Raw genomic sequence first — 17,703 nt, 5'->3', positions numbered from 1 at the left:
ATCTTGAGCTTGGGGTGGTCAGGCGGTGGACGAAGGCCCCCCGGGAGGTCCCGGCCGTCGTCCCGGGACGCCGCCGAGCAGCGTGGCCGCCTCGCGCAGCGCCTCGTCGAGCGGTTGGGGACGGAGACCGAAGGTGGTGGTGGCCGCCGTGGAGTCCATGACGAACGGCTGCGTGAACTGGTACGCCGTGGTCCGGAACTCGCGCAGTATCGGGAGGACAAGGCCGGCCGCGTGGATGATCGGTCCGGGGATGGGGGTGAGCTTCGGCGCGGGCGCTCCGGCCGCCGTGGTGAAGCGGGTGGCGATCTCCCGGATCGTCAGCGGGTCCGCGCTTGGCACGTGCCAAGCGCGGTTCCACGCCCGCTCGTCGGTGGCGGCGGTGACCAGCATCGCCGCCATGTCGTTGATCGACGTGAAGGTGTGCGGCACGTCCAGTGGAACGGGGACCACGGCACGGCGCCCGGCGAGCAGCGGCTTTCCCAGGAAGAAGCTGAAGATCGACTGGGCCTGGATGTAGTCGCTGCCGCGCACCTCGGTGACGGCGCGGATTCGGCCGGCGCGCTGGGCGGTGAGGGCGTCCCGCCACATGTCGGCGCGCATCTTCAGCTTGGGGTGGGTGGCGGCCAGCGGGTTCTGCTCGGTCATCGGGCCGGTGACCTCGCCGTACCCGTAAAGGCAGCCGGCGATCACCAGGGGGGCGCCGGATCGCTCGGCGGCGGTGAGCAGCGCGGTGGCCATCGGCGGCCAGTCGGTGAGCCAGCGGTCGTAGGCCGGGTTGAGGCAGTTGTAGATGGCGGCGACGCCCTGCGCGAGTTCGCTGAGCCGGTCGGCGTCGGCGGCGTCCGCGGCGATCCGCTCGACCTGGGGGTGGGTCGGGCCCCGGCCGGAGCGGCTGACTATCCGGATCTGCTCGCCGCGCTCGACGAGCTGTCGCGCCGTGGTCGAGCCGACCATGCCGGCGCCGACGATCAGGTGTAGGGCCATCGGAAGTCTCCCCTCGAAGCGAGAGCATCGCTCTCTGGCGAGACCTATGTTCACTCGCGAGTGCTCGCGCCGTCAAGAGCACTGCTCTCGAAAGTGTGCGACACTTCCTGACATGCCTGCCGCCAGCATCCGGGCCAGGGCCCGGGCCGAGATGATCAACGAGATCAAGGCGATCGCCCGTCGCCACCTCGCTGCCGAGGGAGCAAACCTGTCGCTGCGCGCCGTCGCTCGGGACATGGGGATGGTGTCCTCGGCGATCTACCGCTACTTCCCCAGCCGGGACGAGCTGCTCACCGCGTTGATCGTCGACGGGTACCACGCCCTCGGTGACGCCGTCGAGGCCGGCGACGCCGAGGTCACCGACCGCGCCGATCTGCGCGGCCGGTGGCTCGCGGTCTGTCATGCGGTACGCCGCTGGGCGCTGACCCAGCCCGCCGAGTACGCCCTGCTCTTCGGCAGCCCGGTGCCCGGTTACGCCGCGCCGCAGGAGACCACCGTGGCAGCCGCCCGAACCCCGGCCGCCCTGAGCCGGATCCTCGTCGACGGCCTTGCCGCCGGCATCCTGACCGATCCTGGTCCCGCTGAGCTACCCGGCCCCGTCCACGCCGATCTCGCTGCCGTCCGCGACCACCTGTTCGCCGGGGTTCCCGAGGCCCTGCTGGCCCGGGGCGCCGCCGGCTGGATCCACTGCTTCGGTGCCGTCAGCTTCGAACTCTTCGGCCAGCTCAATGGCGTGATCGAGGCGCGGGAGGAGTTCTTCGACCACCAGATGCGCCGGATGGTCGACCTGATCGGCCTGCCCTGAGGACGGCCGTGCTCGACGGCGAGGTTCCGTTCCGCTGATCAGGCGACGGCTGGTATCGGTCGGCTGGCTGGTCATGAGCGCCCCGGGGGCTTCGGTTGCTGGACCGGCGCGGCGTGGAAGCCGTGGCATAGCATCGGTGGTCCGCCGATGCCGTACGGCGGGAGCGGCTTTCACTCATGGGGGTTCGTGGAATGCTCTCTTTCCGTACCCGGGCTGACTCCAGTCCCAGTTCGTCCGCACGCACCGGTCGGGCCGTGTTCGCCAGGGTGGTCGTCGCGTCGGCCCTGATACCGGCCATGTTGGTCGGTGCCGGCGCGCCCGCCGTCGCGGCGACCAACACGCTGACCATCACCACGCTGGACCGGGCTGGCAAGAAGGTCACCGTCACCACGACGGTGGTCAACCTCGCCACCAACGAGCGCCGATCGGTCAAGTCCAACCAGGCCAAGAAGCTGCCGAAGGGCACCTACGCGGTGCTCGCCTCGATCAAGAACGGCTCCGCGGTGACGCTCGGCGTACGCACCGTCAAGGTCGCCGGTGCCAGCAAGACGACTGTGGACGCGCGCAAGGGCAAGAAGGTCACGGTCGGCCTCAGCCCGGCGCCCGTCGGTGAGTGGTATTACGCGCAGACCACGGCCCAGATCTGCACCAGGTCCGCCTCCGCCAGCTACTCCGTCCAGGCCTCGGATTTCGGCGACGGCAGCGTGTACGTCATCCCGAACTCGTCGACGAAGTACGCCTTCGCCGCGATGCGCACCTGGACCGACTACTCCGGCTACCCCGGGTCCACCCACTACGCGGTCACGTACACGACCACCGGCGTCCCGAGCAAGCCGTCGCGGACCGCCAAGCAGTCCTCGCTCGCCACTGTCAACGTGGCCTCTCGGCGGGGCCCCTCCGTAGCCGCCTACAGCAGCTTGGCGGCGACGCCGATCGACCGCTCGTGCGGCAACGGGATGTTGAACTCCCTGAGCAGCACCGACCAGCCATATCGGACGAAGGTCATGGTGTCGGCCGGCAAGTGGGACTTCGGGGTGCACAGTTCCAGCGACACCAAGGACGGTTCGACCAGGGTTGTCGGGCACTACTTCGTGCCGCGCACGGTGGCCGCGGGCAAGTCGTACAACCTGAACTTCTTCCGGTCCGCGTGGGGTCCTTCCACGCGACTGCCGATCATCCTCAACGGCCAGATGTCCTACTCGCTGAACGGGATGTTCGCCGATCCCGGCTTTCCCACTCGTAGCGTCGAGGGGGGCGACAAGGCGACCGCGACCTTGACCTTCGGCGGCAAGACGGTCAAGACCGTGAAGGACAAGGGCTGGGAGCCCGACGAGAAATACCTGAGCTACAAGGTGACCAAGCCCGGCTGGTACAAGCTCACCAACAACGCGAGCCGTTACTACCCGGAGATCGACTTCCCGTCCGGGATGCTGTCGACGAAGACCAGCGTCACGTACCGGTTCAAGGCGAAGCCGAACACCTCGGTGACGGCGCCCGTCTACGCGGTCACCATGCTGCCCACCGGCCTGAACCTCAACAACCAGGCGAAGCCGGGCAGCACCACCAACGTCCAGCTGAAGCTGAGCCGGCCCAGGATGGAGCCGGACGCCAAGCTGGGCAAGAACCCGAAGGTGAAGACGGTCACCGCCAAGGCATCGTTCGACGGTGGCAAGACCTGGCGGTCGGTGAAGGTCAAGAAGGTCGACGGAACCTGGACCGCCGCGGTCGGGAACCCGGCCTCCGGCGCGGTCTCGCTGCGGGCGCGGGTCACCGACACCACCGGCGGCTACACCGAGGTGACGATCATCCGGGCGTACGCGATCGGCTGATCACCTGCGGCAGGACGCGCCTTCGGCAGCCGGGCGACCGGCGTTGCCGAAGGCGCGTCCGTGCGGGTGGTAATCGGCAACGTACGGGGCGGCCACCTCCGCATACGCGGGAGTGTGATGTCGAGCCTCCGGGGGATCCCAGGCCGCCTAGACTGACGGACGCCGCACCGTCGTGGCGAAAACCCGCTCGTAGACATCGGAGGTCATCGTCGTGCCGACGCCCATCACCAGCCTGGCTCTCGGGCCGGACTGGCTCGCCCCGGAGTCGCTGATCTCAACGTTCGGGCTACTCGGCATCCTCGTGATCGTCTTCGCCGAGTCCGGCCTACTCATCGGCTTCTTCCTGCCCGGTGACTCACTGCTGTTTACCACTGGCCTGCTCGTCGCCGACGGCAAGTACATCACCTACCCACTGTGGCTGGTGTGCCTGCTCATCACCATCGCGGCGATCGCCGGTGACCAGGTCGGCTATCTCTTCGGCCGTAAGGTCGGCCCCGCGCTCTTCCGCCGCCCCAACTCCCGCCTGTTCAAGCAGGAGAACCTGATCAAGGCCCACGACTTCTTCGAGAAGTACGGCGCGCGATCCATCGTCCTTGCTCGGTTCGTGCCGATCGTGCGGACTTTCACCCCGATCGTCGCCGGCGTCAGCCGGATGAACTACCGCACCTTCGTCATCTACAACATCATCGGCGGCATCCTCTGGGGCACCGGCGTCACCGTTCTCGGCTACTTCCTCGGCCAGATCCCCTTCGTCAAGACCAACATCGAGTACATCCTGATCGCCATCGTCGCGATCTCCGTACTTCCCATCGCGATCGAGCTGCTCAGGGTGCGCCTCGCCGCCAAGCGCGGCACCACCGCCGCGGAGCGGGCGGCTGCCGAGGAAGCGATCCGCGACACCCGCCGCCACTACGGCAACCACTGACCCACTGACCCACTGACCCACTGACCCACTGACCCACTGACCGACCCTCCGGCCCCGCTCCCGCGGGGCCGGGGCTCGGGATCAGGGGCTCGCGGCGAGGAAGACGAAGGCGGCGAGCAGCACCAGGTGCACCCCGCCCTGGAGGAGAGTGGCCCGGCCCGGGACGACGGTGAGCACGCCCGTGATCACGGTGAGGGCGAGCAGCGTCATCTCGGTGCCGCCGAGGCCGAGCAGGAGCGGTCCGTCCAGCCAGATGGAGGCGATCGCGATGGCCGGGATGGTGAGGCCGATGCTGGCCATGGCGGAGCCGAGGGAGAGGTTGAGGCTGATCTGCACCCGGTCGCGGCGGGCGGCGCGGGCCGCGGCGAGAGTTTCGGGGAGGAGGACGAGCAACGCGATGATCACGCCGACGAACGCCGGGGGCAGGTTCACCGCGGCGACGCCGGACTCGATGGCGGGCGAGACCGACTTGGCGTCCCCGACCACGGCGACCAGGGCGACCAGGAGCAGGCCGACGCTGGCCAGAGCGCGGCCGTTCGACGGCGGGTCGGCGTGCACCTCCTCGGGAAGGACCTCGCCCTTGCGGTTGACCGGCAGGAAGTAGTCGCGGTGACGTCCGGTCTGCACCATCACGAACAGGGCGTACAGGGCCAGCGAGACCACTGCGGCGAAGGTGAGCTGGGCGGGGCTGAACTCCGGGCCGGCCCGGCCGATGGTGAAGGTCGGCACCACCAGGCACAGGGTGGCGAGGGTGGCCACGGTGGCCAGGGCGCCGCCGGTGCCTTCGGGGTTGAACACGGCCAGCCGTCGGCGTAACGCGCCGATCAGTAGGGACAGGCCGAGGATGCCGTTGCAGGTGATCATGACGGCGGCGAAGACGGTGTCCCGGGCCAGCGACGCGGTCTTCTCCCCGCCGCTGATCATCAGGGTGACGATCAGGGCGACCTCGATGACGGTGACCGCCACCGCGAGGACGAGTGACCCGTACGGCTCGCCGACCTTGTGCGCGACGACCTCGGCGTGGTGGACGGCGGCGAGCACCGCGCCGGCCAGGAACAGGGCGACCACGACCACCAGGACGCCGCCGAGTTTTCGGTTCCAGGTCAACGCCAACACCACGAGGGCGGCGATCGGCACGGAAACGGTCCAGTCGGTCATGGTGCGGCGCAAGGCGAGCATGACCGCTATCCTGCCAGCGACATGATCATGCGCGGCGACCTGGCCGGGCGTACCCGCCTCGGTCCGGATCGTGGTGGCCCGGTCCCGGACCGCGCTCCGCGGCGAGCGACGAGGTCAGCCGCTGGTGGCGGGCTTGGGACCTGGTTGGCGTGGACCGGGTTCCGGCATAGGGTGTCGATCATGCAGGCGGTGGCGTTGGAGGTGGCACGTCCGCGCCGTGATGTCGGACGTGTCGTCGACCTGCTGCTGTGGGGCGCGACCATCGTCTCCGCGCTGCTCGCCGCGCTTTCCCATTACGGCGGCGCGTCGGCGGTCCTGCAGTTCTTCACCACGCTGGGTGCCATCACCCTCGCCTCCGCGGTGCTCGGCCGGTCGCTGGACCAGCTCGGTGGACGGATGCGCCCGGCGGCCATCGGCACCTTCCAGGCCGTGGTCGGCAACCTGCCCGAACTCATCATCTGCATCTTCGCGCTGCGTGCCGGCCTGGTCACCGTGGTCCAGGCCGCGTTGATCGGATCGGTGCTCAACCTGCTGCTGCTCGGCAACGGGCTGGCGTACCTGAGCGGCGGGCTGCGCAACGGGACGATGACCATCGACGGCCGGCACGCCAAGGTCACCCGGGTCATGCTCGTGCTGCTGATGGCCACCCTCATCACACCGGCGATCGCGGTCAACCTCGGCACCCCCGCCGCGCAGCACACCAACGCCGTCTCCTACGTCGTGGCGGTAGCCCTGCTCACCGTCTTCCTCGTCTCCCTGCCGTTCCGTCTCGGCAAGGGCGCCGACGCGCCACCCCCGGTGCACAACGGCACCGGCGAGGCCAAGGTCGGCACCTGGCCACTGCCACGGGTGCTGATCCTGGTCGCCGCGGCCGGGCTGCTCATCGCCATCGAGGCGGACTGGCTCACCCAAGCCCTGCTGCCGGCGACCGAGGCGATGAACCTCAACGCCGCCTTCGTCGGCCTCTTCCTGGTGGCCACCGTCGGCAACCTGTCGCAGCTCGCCCCGGCGGTCCAGCTCAGCCTGCGCGGCGACGCCGACACCGCTACCGCGATCACCATGGAGGGCGCGCTACAGGTCGCGCTGATGCTCGCTCCGGTGCTGACCCTCATCGCGCCGCTGCTCGGCGCCGGCGAGTTCACGCTGATCTTCCCGCCGTTGCAGATCGTCGCCGTGATCGTCGCGGCGCTGCTCGTCGTCTTCGTCACCATCGACGGCACGGTGAACCACCTCGAAGGACTGGCGCTCGTCGCCCTCTACACCGTGCTCGGCTCGCTGTTCTGGTGGGGCTGAAGCCGTACGCGTGGCAAGACCTCGGGCCGGGGCGGTAACCCGCTGGGCGTCCCGGCGGTGGGCCGGCATGATGGCCGGGAGCGGCGGGGAGGTGGGATGCAGATCGAGATCGCCATCCTGCGCGATGCCCGGACCGTGCTGCTGGTCGAGGGGGCCAGCGACCTGGTCGCGGTGGAGACCCTGGCGGTACGCCGGGGGCGGGACCTGGCCGGCGAGGGCGTACGGGTGCTGCCGATGGGCGGCGCCACCAACGTCGGGCACTTCCTCGAACTGCTCGGTCCCCGGGGCCGCGGGTTGCGGTTGGCCGGCCTCTACGACGCGGCCGAGGAGGGATTCGTCCGGCGCGGACTCGACCGGGCCGGCCTCGGCACCGCCGCGTCCGCCGCCCGGATCGCCGAACTCGGGTTCCACGTCTGCGTCCGCGACCTGGAGGACGAGCTGATCCGGGCCCTCGGCACCGACGGCGTACAGGAGGTGCTGGCGGCCGAGGGGGACCTGCGCTCGTTCCGGCTCTTCCAACGGCAACCCGCGCAGCAGGGCCGGGAGCTGACCGCCCAGCTGCGCCGCTTCATCGGCACCCGGTCCGGCCGCAAGGAGGCGTACGCCCGGCTGCTGGTGCACGCCCTCGACCTGGACCGGGTCCCGCGTCCGCTGGACGGGGTGCTCGCCTCGGCGGCGCCACCGGCCGACGGGCGGTAGCTCACCACTTCGGCAGCATCGAACCGGGCAGCCGGCCGCCATACCGGTAGACCACGCACATCACGTCCCGGTCCCCGTCGGCCCACGTCTCGACGGTCGGCATGATCGGATAGAAACGCAGCCCCCGTTCCCGGTCATCCGGCCAGGTCTGGGTGAAGAGTTGACGGCAGGCGCGCCAGGCGAACTCGTTCAGCGCCGCCGGATCCCACGCCGCGTGGTCGTCGGCGTGCACGAAACCGTACGACTGGTTGTCCGCGGTCTGGGCACACGGCCGGTACAGGATGACGACGTCGCCCGCCTCCGGCAGGTCGGCCGGGTCGTCGAAGCACTCGCCGCCCTCGATTTCGAGGATGCCCGGCGTCTGCGCGGTGATGAAGTTCTCGTCCTTGACCACGGCGGAGCTTGGGGTGGAACTGCCGACCAGCGTGCCGAGCAGACCTGCCGTACAGAGCAGCGCAGCGCCACCACGCAGCAGGCGATGCCGGAGGTTCATTGCTCGGTGGGTGTCGATGTCCTGATTGGTCATAGCGCTGCCGATCGTAGGAACGAAACCCTGAACGGCAGCCATCCGTGGATGTCGGGCAGGTGACCGGGAAGCCAACACTTCCTGGTCATGCCGCAGTTCCGGCGGAGTGTTCACGTGCTGGAAAGGATCTTGTAGTCAACCGGTCGGGCGGGACTGGGCGAATGACGACGGCCCGTCGGCGCCAGGCGACCGACGGTGCTGTCCACCTCCTTATTGAAGGGCGACCAAAGTCTTGACCGACCAGACGTTCCCCTGGCGCATCGGATCCCGTCGGGCGAAGATCGTGGCGATCGGTGCCGCAGCTCTGCTCGCCGGTGGCGTGGCCATCAGCCCCGCCGCCTTCGGTGATGCCCCGCCAGCCAAGTTCCCCGCCGCCGAGATCCACAAGCCGTCTCCCATGCCGGACCGGATCATGCTCACCCCGACCACCACGCCGTCGACCTCGCAGCGGGTCACCTGGCGGGCACAGGCCCCCGCGGAGTGGGCCCGGGCCGAGATCCTCGAGGCCCCCCGGGCCCTCGGTGACGTCGCCCCGCCGTCCGGGGCGGTAACCCGCCTGTCCGCCCTCTCCAGCACCCCGGTCAACACCTCGCTCGGGTACGCCTCGACCTACCACACGGTCGAGTTCACCGACCTGAAGCCGAACACCCGGTACACCTACCGGGTCGGCGACGGCACCAACTGGAGCGAGTGGATCGACTTCACCACCGCGGCCAGCAACTTCGAGCCGTTCTCGTTCATCTACTACGGTGACGCGCAGAACTACATCGACTCCGCAGTGCCGCGGGTGTTCCGGCAGGCGTTCGCCGACCGGCCGCAGGCCAAGGCGATCGTCAACGCTGGTGACCTCATCGACAACGCCAACAGCGAAGAGCAGTGGGGTCAGTGGTACAAGGCCGGCAGCTTCATCGACGGCCAGATCAACAACATCTCGGTCCCGGGCAACCACGAGTACAGCGGTGGACTGTCCCAGTTCTGGCGGCCGCAGTTCCCGTACCCGGACAACGGCCCGGGCAACGCGGAGCTGAAGCAGACCGTCTACTACGTCGACTACCAGGGCGTGCGCTTCATCGCCCTGGACTCGAACTACCAGAGCAACAGCACGCTGATGGCCGCGCAGACCGCCTGGCTGGAGAGCGTGCTGAAGGACAACCCCAACAAGTGGACCGTGGTGACCTTCCACCACCCGGTCTACTCGACCACCGGCACGCGGAACAACCCGAACGTCCGGAACCAGTGGGGTCCGCTGTTCGAGAAGTACGGCGTTGACCTGGTGCTCCAGGGCCACGACCACTCGTACGGCCGGGGCAACGTGACCACCGCCCGCAAGACGGCGGCCGTGCACAACAGCACGGTGTACGCCGTGTCGGTCTCCGGCGGCAAGATGTACGCGCTCAACAACGGGCAGAACTGGACCGGTAACGGTGCCGAGGTGACCAGCACCAGCCAGAACACCCAGCTCTACCAGCTCATCGACGTCGAGCAGGACACCCTGCGGTTTGAGGCTCGCTACGCCAACGGTGAGCACCACGACGGGTTCCTCATCCGGAAGAACGACGCCGGTGAGCGCACCGTCAACGAGCTGCGTACGGCGGAGAACACGGTCGGTGAGCACGTCGCGGTCGACAAGACCACCGTCGCGGTCAAGGGCGAGGTCACTGTCTCCGCGTTCGGCTACGACCCGGGTGAGAAGGTCGCCGTCCAGCTGCGTAAGGCCGGCGACGGCCGCAACGTGGCGGGCAAGGACGAGATCTTCATCGCCAACCTGAAGGCGGACGAACTGGGCCGGATCAGCTACGTGCTGACCGTGCCGGCGACCGCCAAGGCGGACAACACCTACGAGGTGTTCCTGTCCAGCGTCAACCAGAAGATCACCAGCCCGATCCTCACGTTGACCAAGTAGTTCCCACCCTAGGTGTGGGGCTCGCCTGGCGAGCCCCACACCTAGGGCCTTCCGGAGACGAACATGAATCACCGCATTCTCGCCGGGGTGGTGCTGGCCAGTGGGGCGGCGCTGGCCGCGACGACCGGCACCGGCACACCTGCCGCCGCTCATCCCTTCGGCCCGCCCACGGTGGCGCGGGTCGCCGTCGACGGCTCCCGGGTCGACCTCTCCTGGCAGCCGGCCGAGGACGACTGGGTCGCGCTCGGCCAGTCGCTCGGTGCCTTCGAGGACCCGACCACCGGCCCGGTCGCCACCCAGCTCACCGGTGAGCAGAAGCTGCAGGGCTCCACCGCGGTCCGCGACTACCTCCGCGAGCGGATCACGGTTCGCCAGGACGGCCAGCCCTGCCGTGCGGAACTCAAGCCGCTGGACGGCCTGCTCGCCCAGGGCGCTCGGCTGACCTTCGACTGTCCCGCCCCGGTGCGCACGCTCGACATCACGTTGACCGCGCTGACCGACCTCAACCAGGCGTACCGCACGGTGCTGCGCGCCGAGTCGGCGACGCCCGCCGAGTCGCTGTACACCGCGACCGCCGGCACCCACCAGGTCGACTTCTCGCGGGCGGGCGGCGGGCTGGCCCCAGCCGTCGGGCTGGCCGTCGGGGTCACCGCCGCCGGTGGACTCGGCGCGCTGGTGGTAGTCCTGTCCCGACGACGTACCCGGAGCGCAGCATGAACGGCCTGAGCGGGCTCGACGAGCGACTGCTGGCCCTGTTCGACAACACCGCCCTCTTCTGGCTGGCCTTGGTGGTGGCGGTGGGGGTGGGCGCCGCGCATGCCGTGGCACCCGGGCACGGCAAGAGCATCACCGCCGCCTACCTGGTCGGTACGCGGGGCCGCTACCGGGACGCCCTTCGCCTGGGCGTCATCGTCGCGGTGATGCACACGTTCTCCGTTCTGGTGCTGGCGCTGGCCTGGACCGGATTGAGCGGCGTGGCCAACCTCGGCACGAAGACGATTACCGCCGGCCTCCAGGTACTCGCCGGGTTCGTGGTGATCGGCGTCGGCGTGCACCTGATCCGTCGTCACCTGCGCCGGCACCGGCACGGCCATCACCATCACGGCGGAGAGCACGACCACCACCACGACCACGCCGGCGAGCACGGCCACCATCACCATGACCCGGTCGACCCGTGGTCGCGTCGGGGTCTCATCGCGCTCGGCCTCAGCGGCGGGCTGCTGCCCTCCCCGTCGGCCTTCCTCATCCTGGTCAGCGGGCTGCTGACCGGCCGCTCCGTCGGCGCGGTGGTCATCGTGCTCGCGTTCGGAGCGGGAATGGCGCTGACCCTGACCGGTGTGGGAGTGCTGACCATCCGGGGCACCGCGCTGCTGGCCGGCCAGACCAAGAGGTGGGCCCTGGCGTCCAGCGTGTCGGCCTGGACTCCGGCGATCGCCGGGGCGGCGGTCTGTCTCGGCGGCTGCCTCTACGTCGCCGCCGCCGTCTCCGCACTCACCGCCTAGCACCACCATGACCGGGGGTCAGGCCGTCCAGCAGGCGGGTCAGGCCGAACTCGAACCAGCGCGCCAACTCCCGGTCCACCTCCTCGTCCGACGTCGGTCGGGCGGCGGTCAGCCAGGGGCGTCCGCGGGTACCTCCGGTGCGTTCCAGCCGGGCGAAGGTCTGTGACCACCAGCTTTCCCAGCTGGTGTCGCCGGCCGCCCGCTCGGCGTGCTCGGCGGTGTGCAGCAGCGCCATGCCCTGCACGTAACCGCTCAGCGCGAGGTAGCCGGCGAGCGCGTCGGGCGGGTCGTACCCGGCGGCGATGAGGACGCCCACGGTGTCGCCGACCATCGCCAGCACCGCCGGGCCGGTCGGCGGGCGGGTGCGCGCGAGGACGGCCAGCAACCACGGGTGCCGACGGTAGAGCGACCACTCCCGGTGGGCGAGCCGTTCGAGCCGCTCGCGTGGGGTCCGGCGGACATCGTCGGGAGCCTGCCGGGCACCGAGCACCTGCTCGGCCATCGCGGCGAGCAGGTCGTTCCGGTTGCGTACCCATCGGTAGACGCGGTCCGGTGTGAGCCCGGCGCGGCTCGCGACGGCGCGTACCGACACCGCGTCCAGGCCGGCCGCGTCGGCCAGCCCTACTGCGACGCGGACCAGCTCGTTCCGGGTGGTCGCGGCGCTGTTTGCGCCCGGCGTGCCGGCCGGCCCACGGTGCGGCGCGGTACGGCCCCGGTCCCGACGGCGGCGGTAGGCCCGCGCCTGGCAGCTACGCGAGCAGTAGCGCCGGGGCCGTCCCCGGCCGGAGTGCGGCGGCAGACCGGTGCCGCACTCGACGCACCCCGGTCCGGCCATCCCGCCCTCTTTCGTCACCGCAACCGCCGTGACGAAACTACTCCCCGTCGCGGTGCCGGCCGACCAGCATCGAGGGTGTCCCGCCCGATATCGAGGAGGCCCTGGTGTCCCCTGCTGCCGCCGTGCGCGTGCGTCGCGCCGTACCCGCCGAGACGGATGTCCTCGTGCCCGCCTACGCGGACGCGTTCGCCGACGAGGCCGTGCTGTCCTGGGTGATCCCCGACCCGGCGGACCGGGCCGCCCGCACGGTGCCGATGTTCCGGGAGCTGCTGACCGTGGCGGTCCGCGACGACCAGGTCATCGTCGCCGAGCTGCCGGACGGTGCCATCGTCGGGATGTCGGTGTGGCTGAGCCTGGCCGACGCCGCGGCCCGGCACCGGCAGGCCGCGCAGCTGGCGGAGTTCCCGGTCGAGGCGGACGCCGTCGGGCAACGGCTGGCGGCGGTCAGCGACACGGTGGATGCCCACCGCCCACCGGATCCGCATGTGTATCTCGCGTCGATCGGCGTTCGGCCGGACCTGCGGGGCCGAGGCGTCGGCGGCGCGATCCTCGCCGAGGGCCTGCGGGCCGCGGACGCCGAGGGCCTGCCGACGTACCTCGAAGCCTCCACCGAGCAGAGCCGCCGGCTCTACCTGCGCCACGGCTTCCACGACCACGGGCGACCGCTGGCGCTGCCCGATGGCGGCCCGGTGCTGAGGCCGATGTGGCGGCCCGCGCCGGACGGTCGCCGCTGAGGCCCCGCCGGGTCGAAGATGAGGGTCTCCGGCTGTCCGGATGGCCGGTCCGCCGTTCGTCATGACGGTGAAACGTCGTCACGATGATGGAAACAGGGAGGCCTGACGTGAAGTACATGATGTTGGTCTGCACCGACGTGGAGCCGGACCCGGAGCCCGGGAACTACCCCGACGTCGAGGTGTGGGTGGCGGAGAACGACGCCGCCGGCCGGCGGTTGCAGGGTGCCCAACTGGCGCCGGCGTCGACCGCCACCACGGTGCGGGTCCGCAACGGCCAACTCCTCGTCTCCGATGGCCCGTTCGCCGAGGTCAAGGAGATGATCGTCGGCTTCGACCTGCTGGAGTGCGCGGACCTGGACGAGGCGATCGAGGTCGCCCGCGCGCACCCGATGGCCTGGGCCGGTCGGATAGAGATCCGGCCGTTCGCCGACGTCGATCAGTGACCGACCCGGACCAAGCCGCGAGGTCCAACGGGGGCGCGGCTCGTCGGGCCCCGGCCGACCAGGCCACGAACGGCAACGGGGGTACGGCGGCGGGCCGGGCCGCGGCGGCGCAGGCCGTCGCGGCCACGGCCGTCGACGCGTACCCGCGGATCGTCGCGGCGTTGATCCGGATCACCGGTGACTGGACGCTGGCCGAGGACTGCGCGCAGGAGGCGCTGGCCCGGGCACTGGACCGCTGGCCCGTGGAGGGTGTGCCGGACAACCCGGGCGGCTGGCTGATGACGGTGGCCCGCAACCGGGTCCTCGACGTGCTGCGGCGGGCCTCCGTCGAGCGGCGCAAGCTGCGCGAACTGGCGGTGCTGGCGCTCACCGCCGCGACTGCCGAGCCGACCGACGAGGAGGTCGTGGACGACCGGCTGAGACTGATCTTCACCTGCTGCCATCCGGCGCTCGCATTGGAGGCCCAGGTCGCGCTGACCCTGCGGACGATCTGTGCGGTACCGACCGCCGACATCGCCCGGGTCTTCCTGGTCAGCGAGTCGACGATGACCCGCCGGCTGACCCGCGCCAAGGCGAAGATCGCCGACGCGCGGATCCCGTACCGGGTGCCGCGCGGCGCGGCCCTCACCGAGCGGCTGCCGGGGGTGCTGGCCGTGCTCTACCTGCTGTTCACCCAGGGGTACGACGCGGACGGCGAACCGGCGTTCGCCGACGAGGCGATCCGGCTGGCCCGGCTGCTGGTGCGACTCATGCCGGACCAGTCGGACGCGCTGGCGTTGCTCGCGCTCTTCCTGTTGCAGCACTCCCGCCACGCGGCCCGGCGGGACCCGAACGGCGACCTGGTCCCGCTCGACCAGCAGGACCGGTCGCGCTGGGACCAGACGGCGATCGCCGAGGGCGTACGCCTGCTCGGCGGGCTGCCGCAGCACGGCCCGTACGCGTGGCAGGCCCGGATCGCGGCCTGCCACGCCACCGCGTCCCGCGCCGAGGAGACCGACTGGCGGCGGATCGCCGAGTGCTACGACCAACTCGTCCGGCTCCAGCCGACCCCGGTGGTCGCGCTCAACCGGGCCGTGGCGCACGGCTACGCGTACGGACCGGCGGTCGGGCTGGCCCTGCTCGCCGAGGCCCGGGCCGGCGGCGCGCTCGACGACTATCCGCTGACCCTCGCCGTGGAGGCGGACCTCGTCGCCCGGCAGGGCGACGCCGAGCGGGCGGCGGTGCTGTTCCGCGCGGCGGCGGCCCGGACGCCCGGCGACGCCGAGCGCCGCGCCCTGCTCGACCGGTCCAGGTCCGGCCCGGCGATCCGGCCTTCGTAGTCGCGACAAGATTGCGAAAAGGGGCGCAACGCCCGCACGGGACTGCGGATTCCATGTCGAGCGGTCGATACTGCGGACATGGTGAGACTGGCCCGGATGCTGGTGATGGTGGTGCTCGCGTCAACGGTGGCGGCCTGTGACGGCGGGGCGCCTCCAGCGCCGAGGGCCTCCACTCCGGCGGCGACGATGTCCCCGTCGGCGGCGGCCGGCGAGTTCCCGGTGCCACCGCTCCGGTTGCCCACCGTGGCACCCGGTGCGCCCTGCCCGGTCACCGAGCCGCATCGCTGGTCCAACCCGGACCAGGCGGGCCGGGTGCTCGGTCCAGGCCCGCTCTACCCGGTCGCCGACTACTTCCCCGACGGTGCGCTCCGGCTGCGCGACGAGGACCGGCAACCGGACGGCACGTACGTGAAGAAGGTCCGGTGGATCGGCTCCGGCTACACCGGCCCGGTGCTGGTGCGGGCGGGGCGGATCGACGGGCCGGGCACCGCCACGGCACAGTTCTCCTACACCGGTGAATCCCGCGACGACGGGCACCACGCCGTGCTCACCGATCCGGCGAGCGACCTGCCGGGCACCACGACGGTCGGCGGCCCAGGCTGCTACGCGTACCAGGTCGACGGCACGTCGTTCAGCCTGAACATCGTGTTCCAGGCCATCCCGGAGGCGACAGCCACCCCGTCGACGAGGTGAACGTCGACCACGACCACCAGGGCTGACGCCCCTCCAGGCCAGCGCCCTCACCGCTGGTACGCCGCCAGCAGTTCGGTCACCTGGCCGGGATCGAGGTCACGGCCCTGGCGGGCTGCGGCGGCGAAGGGTTCGGGGCCCGCTGCCGCCCGCAGCGCGGTGCGTACCTGCGGCGCATGCACCGGGTCGGTGCGTTCCGGGTCGAAGCCGAGCGTGGCCGACATCGCGTCGAGGGCGCCCAGCACGGTCGCGCCGTCGATCGCCGGGTCCCGCCCGGCCGGCGCGTCGCCGGTGCCGGCGATCCGGGCCAATGCGCCGGCCGTGGTGTGGGCGACCATCATCCAGGAGGTGACGTCGCCCGCGTCCTGCCGGTGCGCCAGTGTCGCCGCACCGAGTCCGGCCGCGGCGGCGGGTCGGTCCCGGGCCAACTCGGCCCGCATCAACGACCAGGCGGCATTGCTGGCGGCGAAGTCGTGACCACAGGCCACCGCCGTCCGCCAGCCGTCCGAAAGGTGTCCGGCGGCCGCCTCCGCGCCCCGGGTGAGGAGCACCACCAGCCCGAACGAGGTGCGTACCTCCGCCCGCACCCATTCCTGCCCGCTCTGCTCGGCCAACCGCATGGCGACCTCCGCCCGGTCGAGCGCCCGCTGCGGGTCGCCGGCCAGCACCGCGAAGTGCGCCGCGTAGCCGCCGCACCGGGCCTGGGTGACCTGGTCGCCGGCCCGCTCGGCGTGCGCGGCGGCGGTGCTCATCAGCGAGTACGCCGCAGCGACGTCACCGGCGAGGTAGCGCAGCCCGGCGCGGGCGAGCAGGGCGCGGGCGGTGAGCCGGAAGTCGACGTCGCCGGACCGGTCGGCGGAATCCAGCAGTTCGCCGAGCAGGCCACCGCCCTCGTCGATCGCTCCCCATCGGTACCAGAACCAGATCAGCGCGCCGACCAGCCGCAGCCCGGTCACCGTGTCCCCGGCCTCGCGGGCGGTGGCGAAGGCGGCCCGGACGTTGTCCCGTTCCGCGCCCATCCGGGCGGTCCACCAGGCGGCCCGGCCGCTGACCATCCCGGTCTCGGCGGTCTCCGCCAGGTCGCGCATCCAGAGCAGATGGGCGCGTCGCGCTGCGGCCCGCTCTGCCGGCTGCGCGGCCTGCTCGGCGAAGGCGCGGACCGGCTCCAGCAGCCGGTACCGGTCGTCGCGACCGCGGAGCACCAGTGAACGGTCGGTGAGGTCGCCGACCCGCAGCGCGGTGCCGGGCAGGTCCACGGGGGACACGTCCGCGCCGGCCGTTCGGGAATCCTGCGCGTCAGTCGGCCCGGCGTCCAGCCGCCCGGCGAGGTCGGCGACCGCGTCGAGGGTGAACCCACCGGAGAAGACGCTGACCGTCCGGAGTAGTCGCTGCTCCTCCGGTTCGAGCAGGTCGTATCCCCAGGCGAGGGCGGCGGTGAGGGAACGGTGCCGGACGGGGCCGTCGCGCCGGCCGCCGACCAGCAGCGCCGACCGGTCGGTCAGGCTCGCGGCGAGCACGTCCAGTGGCAGGACCCGGGAGCGTGCCGCAGCGATCTCCACCGCGAGCGGCAGACCGTCCACCGCCGCGCAGATCCGCCGGACCAGCCGCCGGTCGGCGTCCTCGATCCGCCAGCCCGGCCGCGCTGCCCGGGCCCGGCTGACGAACAGCTCCACCGCATCCGGCAGCGGTAGCGGGCCCACCTCGGCGATCGCCTCGCCGGCCACCCGCAGCGGCTGCTGGCCGGTGGCCAGTACCCGGATCCCCGGGGCGGCGCCGAGCAGCGTGGCGACCAGCCGGGCCGTCTCCTCCGCCAGGTGCTCGCAGTTGTCGAGCACGAGCAGTGCGTCCCAGCCGTGCAGCACGGCGGCGAGCGTGTCGAGGCTCTCGATGCCGAGCAGGCCCAGCGCACCGGCCACCGTCGCCGCCACCAACTTCGGGTCGCGTACCGGGGCCAGTTCGACCAGCCATGGCCCGGTCGCGGCGGGCGGGGCGGCCCGGGCCAGCTCCAGCGCGAGCCGCGTCTTGCCCACCCCGCCC

17 protein-coding genes are annotated in these 17,703 nt (G+C 71.3%); 12 read left to right on the top strand and 5 right to left on the bottom strand.

Annotated elements, in window-relative coordinates; all coding sequences use genetic code 11:
• Positions 1 to 18 precede the first annotated feature (18 nt).
• On the bottom strand, positions 19 to 984 hold the full coding sequence (locus tag C1I95_RS13120; RefSeq protein WP_111214091.1) for an NAD-dependent epimerase/dehydratase family protein: 966 nt from the start codon (positions 982 to 984) through the stop codon (positions 19 to 21).
• Between the two features lie 112 nt (positions 985 to 1,096).
• On the opposite strand from C1I95_RS13120, the gene C1I95_RS13115 reads away from it, so the two are divergent.
• From C1I95_RS13115 to C1I95_RS13105, 3 genes are all read left to right on the top strand, one after another.
• Positions 1,097 to 1,789: a TetR/AcrR family transcriptional regulator gene (locus C1I95_RS13115; RefSeq protein WP_111214090.1), complete on the top strand. Its 693-nt coding sequence runs from the start codon at positions 1,097 to 1,099 to the stop codon at positions 1,787 to 1,789.
• A gap of 254 nt (positions 1,790 to 2,043) precedes the next feature.
• Positions 2,044 to 3,618, top strand: coding sequence for a hypothetical protein (locus C1I95_RS13110; protein WP_111214089.1), 1,575 nt, complete (start codon positions 2,044 to 2,046; stop codon positions 3,616 to 3,618).
• Positions 3,619 to 3,829: 211 nt separating this feature from the next.
• Positions 3,830 to 4,543, top strand: coding sequence for a DedA family protein (locus C1I95_RS13105; protein WP_111214088.1), 714 nt, complete (start codon positions 3,830 to 3,832; stop codon positions 4,541 to 4,543).
• Positions 4,544 to 4,624: 81 nt separating this feature from the next.
• Here the strand turns inward: C1I95_RS13105 and C1I95_RS13100 are convergent, their stop codons facing one another.
• Positions 4,625 to 5,722 carry a calcium:cation antiporter gene (locus C1I95_RS13100; RefSeq protein ID WP_111214087.1) on the bottom strand — a complete coding sequence of 366 codons (1,098 nt, stop codon included), beginning with the start codon at positions 5,720 to 5,722 and terminating at the stop codon, positions 4,625 to 4,627.
• A 180-nt stretch (positions 5,723 to 5,902) separates the two neighbouring features.
• Here C1I95_RS13100 and C1I95_RS13095 point away from each other — a divergent pair, with 180 nt between their 5' ends.
• Positions 5,903 to 7,015 (top strand): calcium:cation antiporter family protein, encoded by a 1,113-nt coding sequence (locus C1I95_RS13095; RefSeq protein ID WP_158566386.1) that lies wholly within the window; start codon positions 5,903 to 5,905, stop codon positions 7,013 to 7,015.
• Between the two features lie 96 nt (positions 7,016 to 7,111).
• The gene (locus tag C1I95_RS13090; RefSeq protein WP_199523733.1) at positions 7,112 to 7,714 is read left to right on the top strand and encodes a TOPRIM nucleotidyl transferase/hydrolase domain-containing protein; all 603 of its coding nucleotides are present in this window, start codon (positions 7,112 to 7,114) and stop codon (positions 7,712 to 7,714) included.
• Between the two features lies 1 nt (position 7,715).
• On the opposite strand, the gene C1I95_RS13085 is transcribed toward C1I95_RS13090, so the two are convergent.
• Complete coding sequence (locus tag C1I95_RS13085; protein WP_111214085.1) at positions 7,716 to 8,240, bottom strand: hypothetical protein; 525 nt, start codon at positions 8,238 to 8,240, stop codon at positions 7,716 to 7,718.
• A gap of 232 nt (positions 8,241 to 8,472) precedes the next feature.
• On the opposite strand from C1I95_RS13085, the gene C1I95_RS13080 reads away from it, so the two are divergent.
• The 3 genes from C1I95_RS13080 (at position 8,473) to C1I95_RS13070 (ending at position 11,645) form a co-directional block, all read left to right on the top strand.
• Positions 8,473 to 10,143, top strand: coding sequence for a purple acid phosphatase family protein (locus C1I95_RS13080; protein WP_111214084.1), 1,671 nt, complete (start codon positions 8,473 to 8,475; stop codon positions 10,141 to 10,143).
• A 63-nt stretch (positions 10,144 to 10,206) separates the two neighbouring features.
• Positions 10,207 to 10,860: a hypothetical protein gene (locus C1I95_RS13075; RefSeq protein ID WP_111214083.1), complete on the top strand. Its 654-nt coding sequence runs from the start codon at positions 10,207 to 10,209 to the stop codon at positions 10,858 to 10,860.
• A complete protein-coding gene (locus C1I95_RS13070) occupies positions 10,857 to 11,645 on the top strand; it encodes a HoxN/HupN/NixA family nickel/cobalt transporter (RefSeq protein WP_111214082.1) in 789 nt (262 codons plus the stop codon). Before C1I95_RS13075 ends, C1I95_RS13070 begins: the two co-directional genes overlap by 4 nt.
• On the opposite strand, the gene C1I95_RS13065 is transcribed toward C1I95_RS13070, so the two are convergent.
• The gene (locus C1I95_RS13065) at positions 11,635 to 12,480 is read right to left on the bottom strand and encodes a TetR/AcrR family transcriptional regulator (protein WP_111214081.1); all 846 of its coding nucleotides are present in this window, start codon (positions 12,478 to 12,480) and stop codon (positions 11,635 to 11,637) included. The two genes, C1I95_RS13070 and C1I95_RS13065, sit on opposite strands and share 11 nt — an antisense overlap.
• A 104-nt stretch (positions 12,481 to 12,584) precedes the next feature.
• Here C1I95_RS13065 and C1I95_RS13060 point away from each other — a divergent pair, with 104 nt between their 5' ends.
• The 4 genes from C1I95_RS13060 to C1I95_RS13045 all read left to right on the top strand — a co-directional run bounded on the left by C1I95_RS13060 (position 12,585) and on the right by C1I95_RS13045 (position 15,669).
• Positions 12,585 to 13,214 carry a GNAT family N-acetyltransferase gene (locus C1I95_RS13060; protein ID WP_146605709.1) on the top strand — a complete coding sequence of 210 codons (630 nt, stop codon included), beginning with the start codon at positions 12,585 to 12,587 and terminating at the stop codon, positions 13,212 to 13,214.
• A gap of 107 nt (positions 13,215 to 13,321) precedes the next feature.
• Positions 13,322 to 13,657 (top strand): YciI family protein, encoded by a 336-nt coding sequence (locus tag C1I95_RS13055; RefSeq protein ID WP_111214079.1) that lies wholly within the window; start codon positions 13,322 to 13,324, stop codon positions 13,655 to 13,657.
• The gene (locus tag C1I95_RS13050; protein WP_111214078.1) at positions 13,654 to 14,976 is read left to right on the top strand and encodes an RNA polymerase sigma factor; all 1,323 of its coding nucleotides are present in this window, start codon (positions 13,654 to 13,656) and stop codon (positions 14,974 to 14,976) included. The genes C1I95_RS13055 and C1I95_RS13050 overlap by 4 nt, the downstream gene beginning before the upstream one ends.
• Positions 14,977 to 15,054: 78 nt before the next feature.
• Positions 15,055 to 15,669 (top strand): hypothetical protein, encoded by a 615-nt coding sequence (locus C1I95_RS13045; RefSeq protein WP_111214077.1) that lies wholly within the window; start codon positions 15,055 to 15,057, stop codon positions 15,667 to 15,669.
• 47 nt (positions 15,670 to 15,716) lie between these two features.
• Here the strand turns inward: C1I95_RS13045 and C1I95_RS35220 are convergent.
• A partial coding sequence (locus tag C1I95_RS35220) for an ATP-binding protein (RefSeq protein WP_111214076.1) occupies positions 15,717 to 17,703 on the bottom strand: 1,987 nt, incomplete at its 5' end.

Source organism: Micromonospora craterilacus (assembly GCF_003236315.1).
GTDB lineage: Bacteria > Actinomycetota > Actinomycetes > Mycobacteriales > Micromonosporaceae > Micromonospora > Micromonospora craterilacus.
This window is presented reverse-complemented; position numbering and strand designations above follow the sequence as displayed.

Excerpts from the sequence above, each read along its gene's own strand:
- C1I95_RS13120 (WP_111214091.1), bottom strand. The coding sequence starts at position 984 with ATGGCCCTACACCTGATCGTCGGCGCCGGCATGGTCGGCTCGACCACG.
- C1I95_RS13115 (WP_111214090.1), top strand. The coding sequence starts at position 1,097 with ATGCCTGCCGCCAGCATCCGGGCCAGGGCCCGGGCCGAGATGATCAAC.
- C1I95_RS13100 (WP_111214087.1), bottom strand. The coding sequence starts at position 5,722 with ATGCTCGCCTTGCGCCGCACCATGACCGACTGGACCGTTTCCGTGCCG.
- C1I95_RS13095 (WP_158566386.1), top strand. The coding sequence starts at position 5,903 with ATGCAGGCGGTGGCGTTGGAGGTGGCACGTCCGCGCCGTGATGTCGGA.
- C1I95_RS13090 (WP_199523733.1), top strand. The coding sequence starts at position 7,112 with ATGCAGATCGAGATCGCCATCCTGCGCGATGCCCGGACCGTGCTGCTG.
- C1I95_RS13085 (WP_111214085.1), bottom strand. The coding sequence starts at position 8,240 with ATGACCAATCAGGACATCGACACCCACCGAGCAATGAACCTCCGGCAT.
- C1I95_RS13075 (WP_111214083.1), top strand. The coding sequence starts at position 10,207 with ATGAATCACCGCATTCTCGCCGGGGTGGTGCTGGCCAGTGGGGCGGCG.
- C1I95_RS13070 (WP_111214082.1), top strand. The coding sequence starts at position 10,857 with ATGAACGGCCTGAGCGGGCTCGACGAGCGACTGCTGGCCCTGTTCGAC.
- C1I95_RS13065 (WP_111214081.1), bottom strand. The coding sequence starts at position 12,480 with ATGGCCGGACCGGGGTGCGTCGAGTGCGGCACCGGTCTGCCGCCGCAC.
- C1I95_RS13045 (WP_111214077.1), top strand. The coding sequence starts at position 15,055 with ATGGTGAGACTGGCCCGGATGCTGGTGATGGTGGTGCTCGCGTCAACG.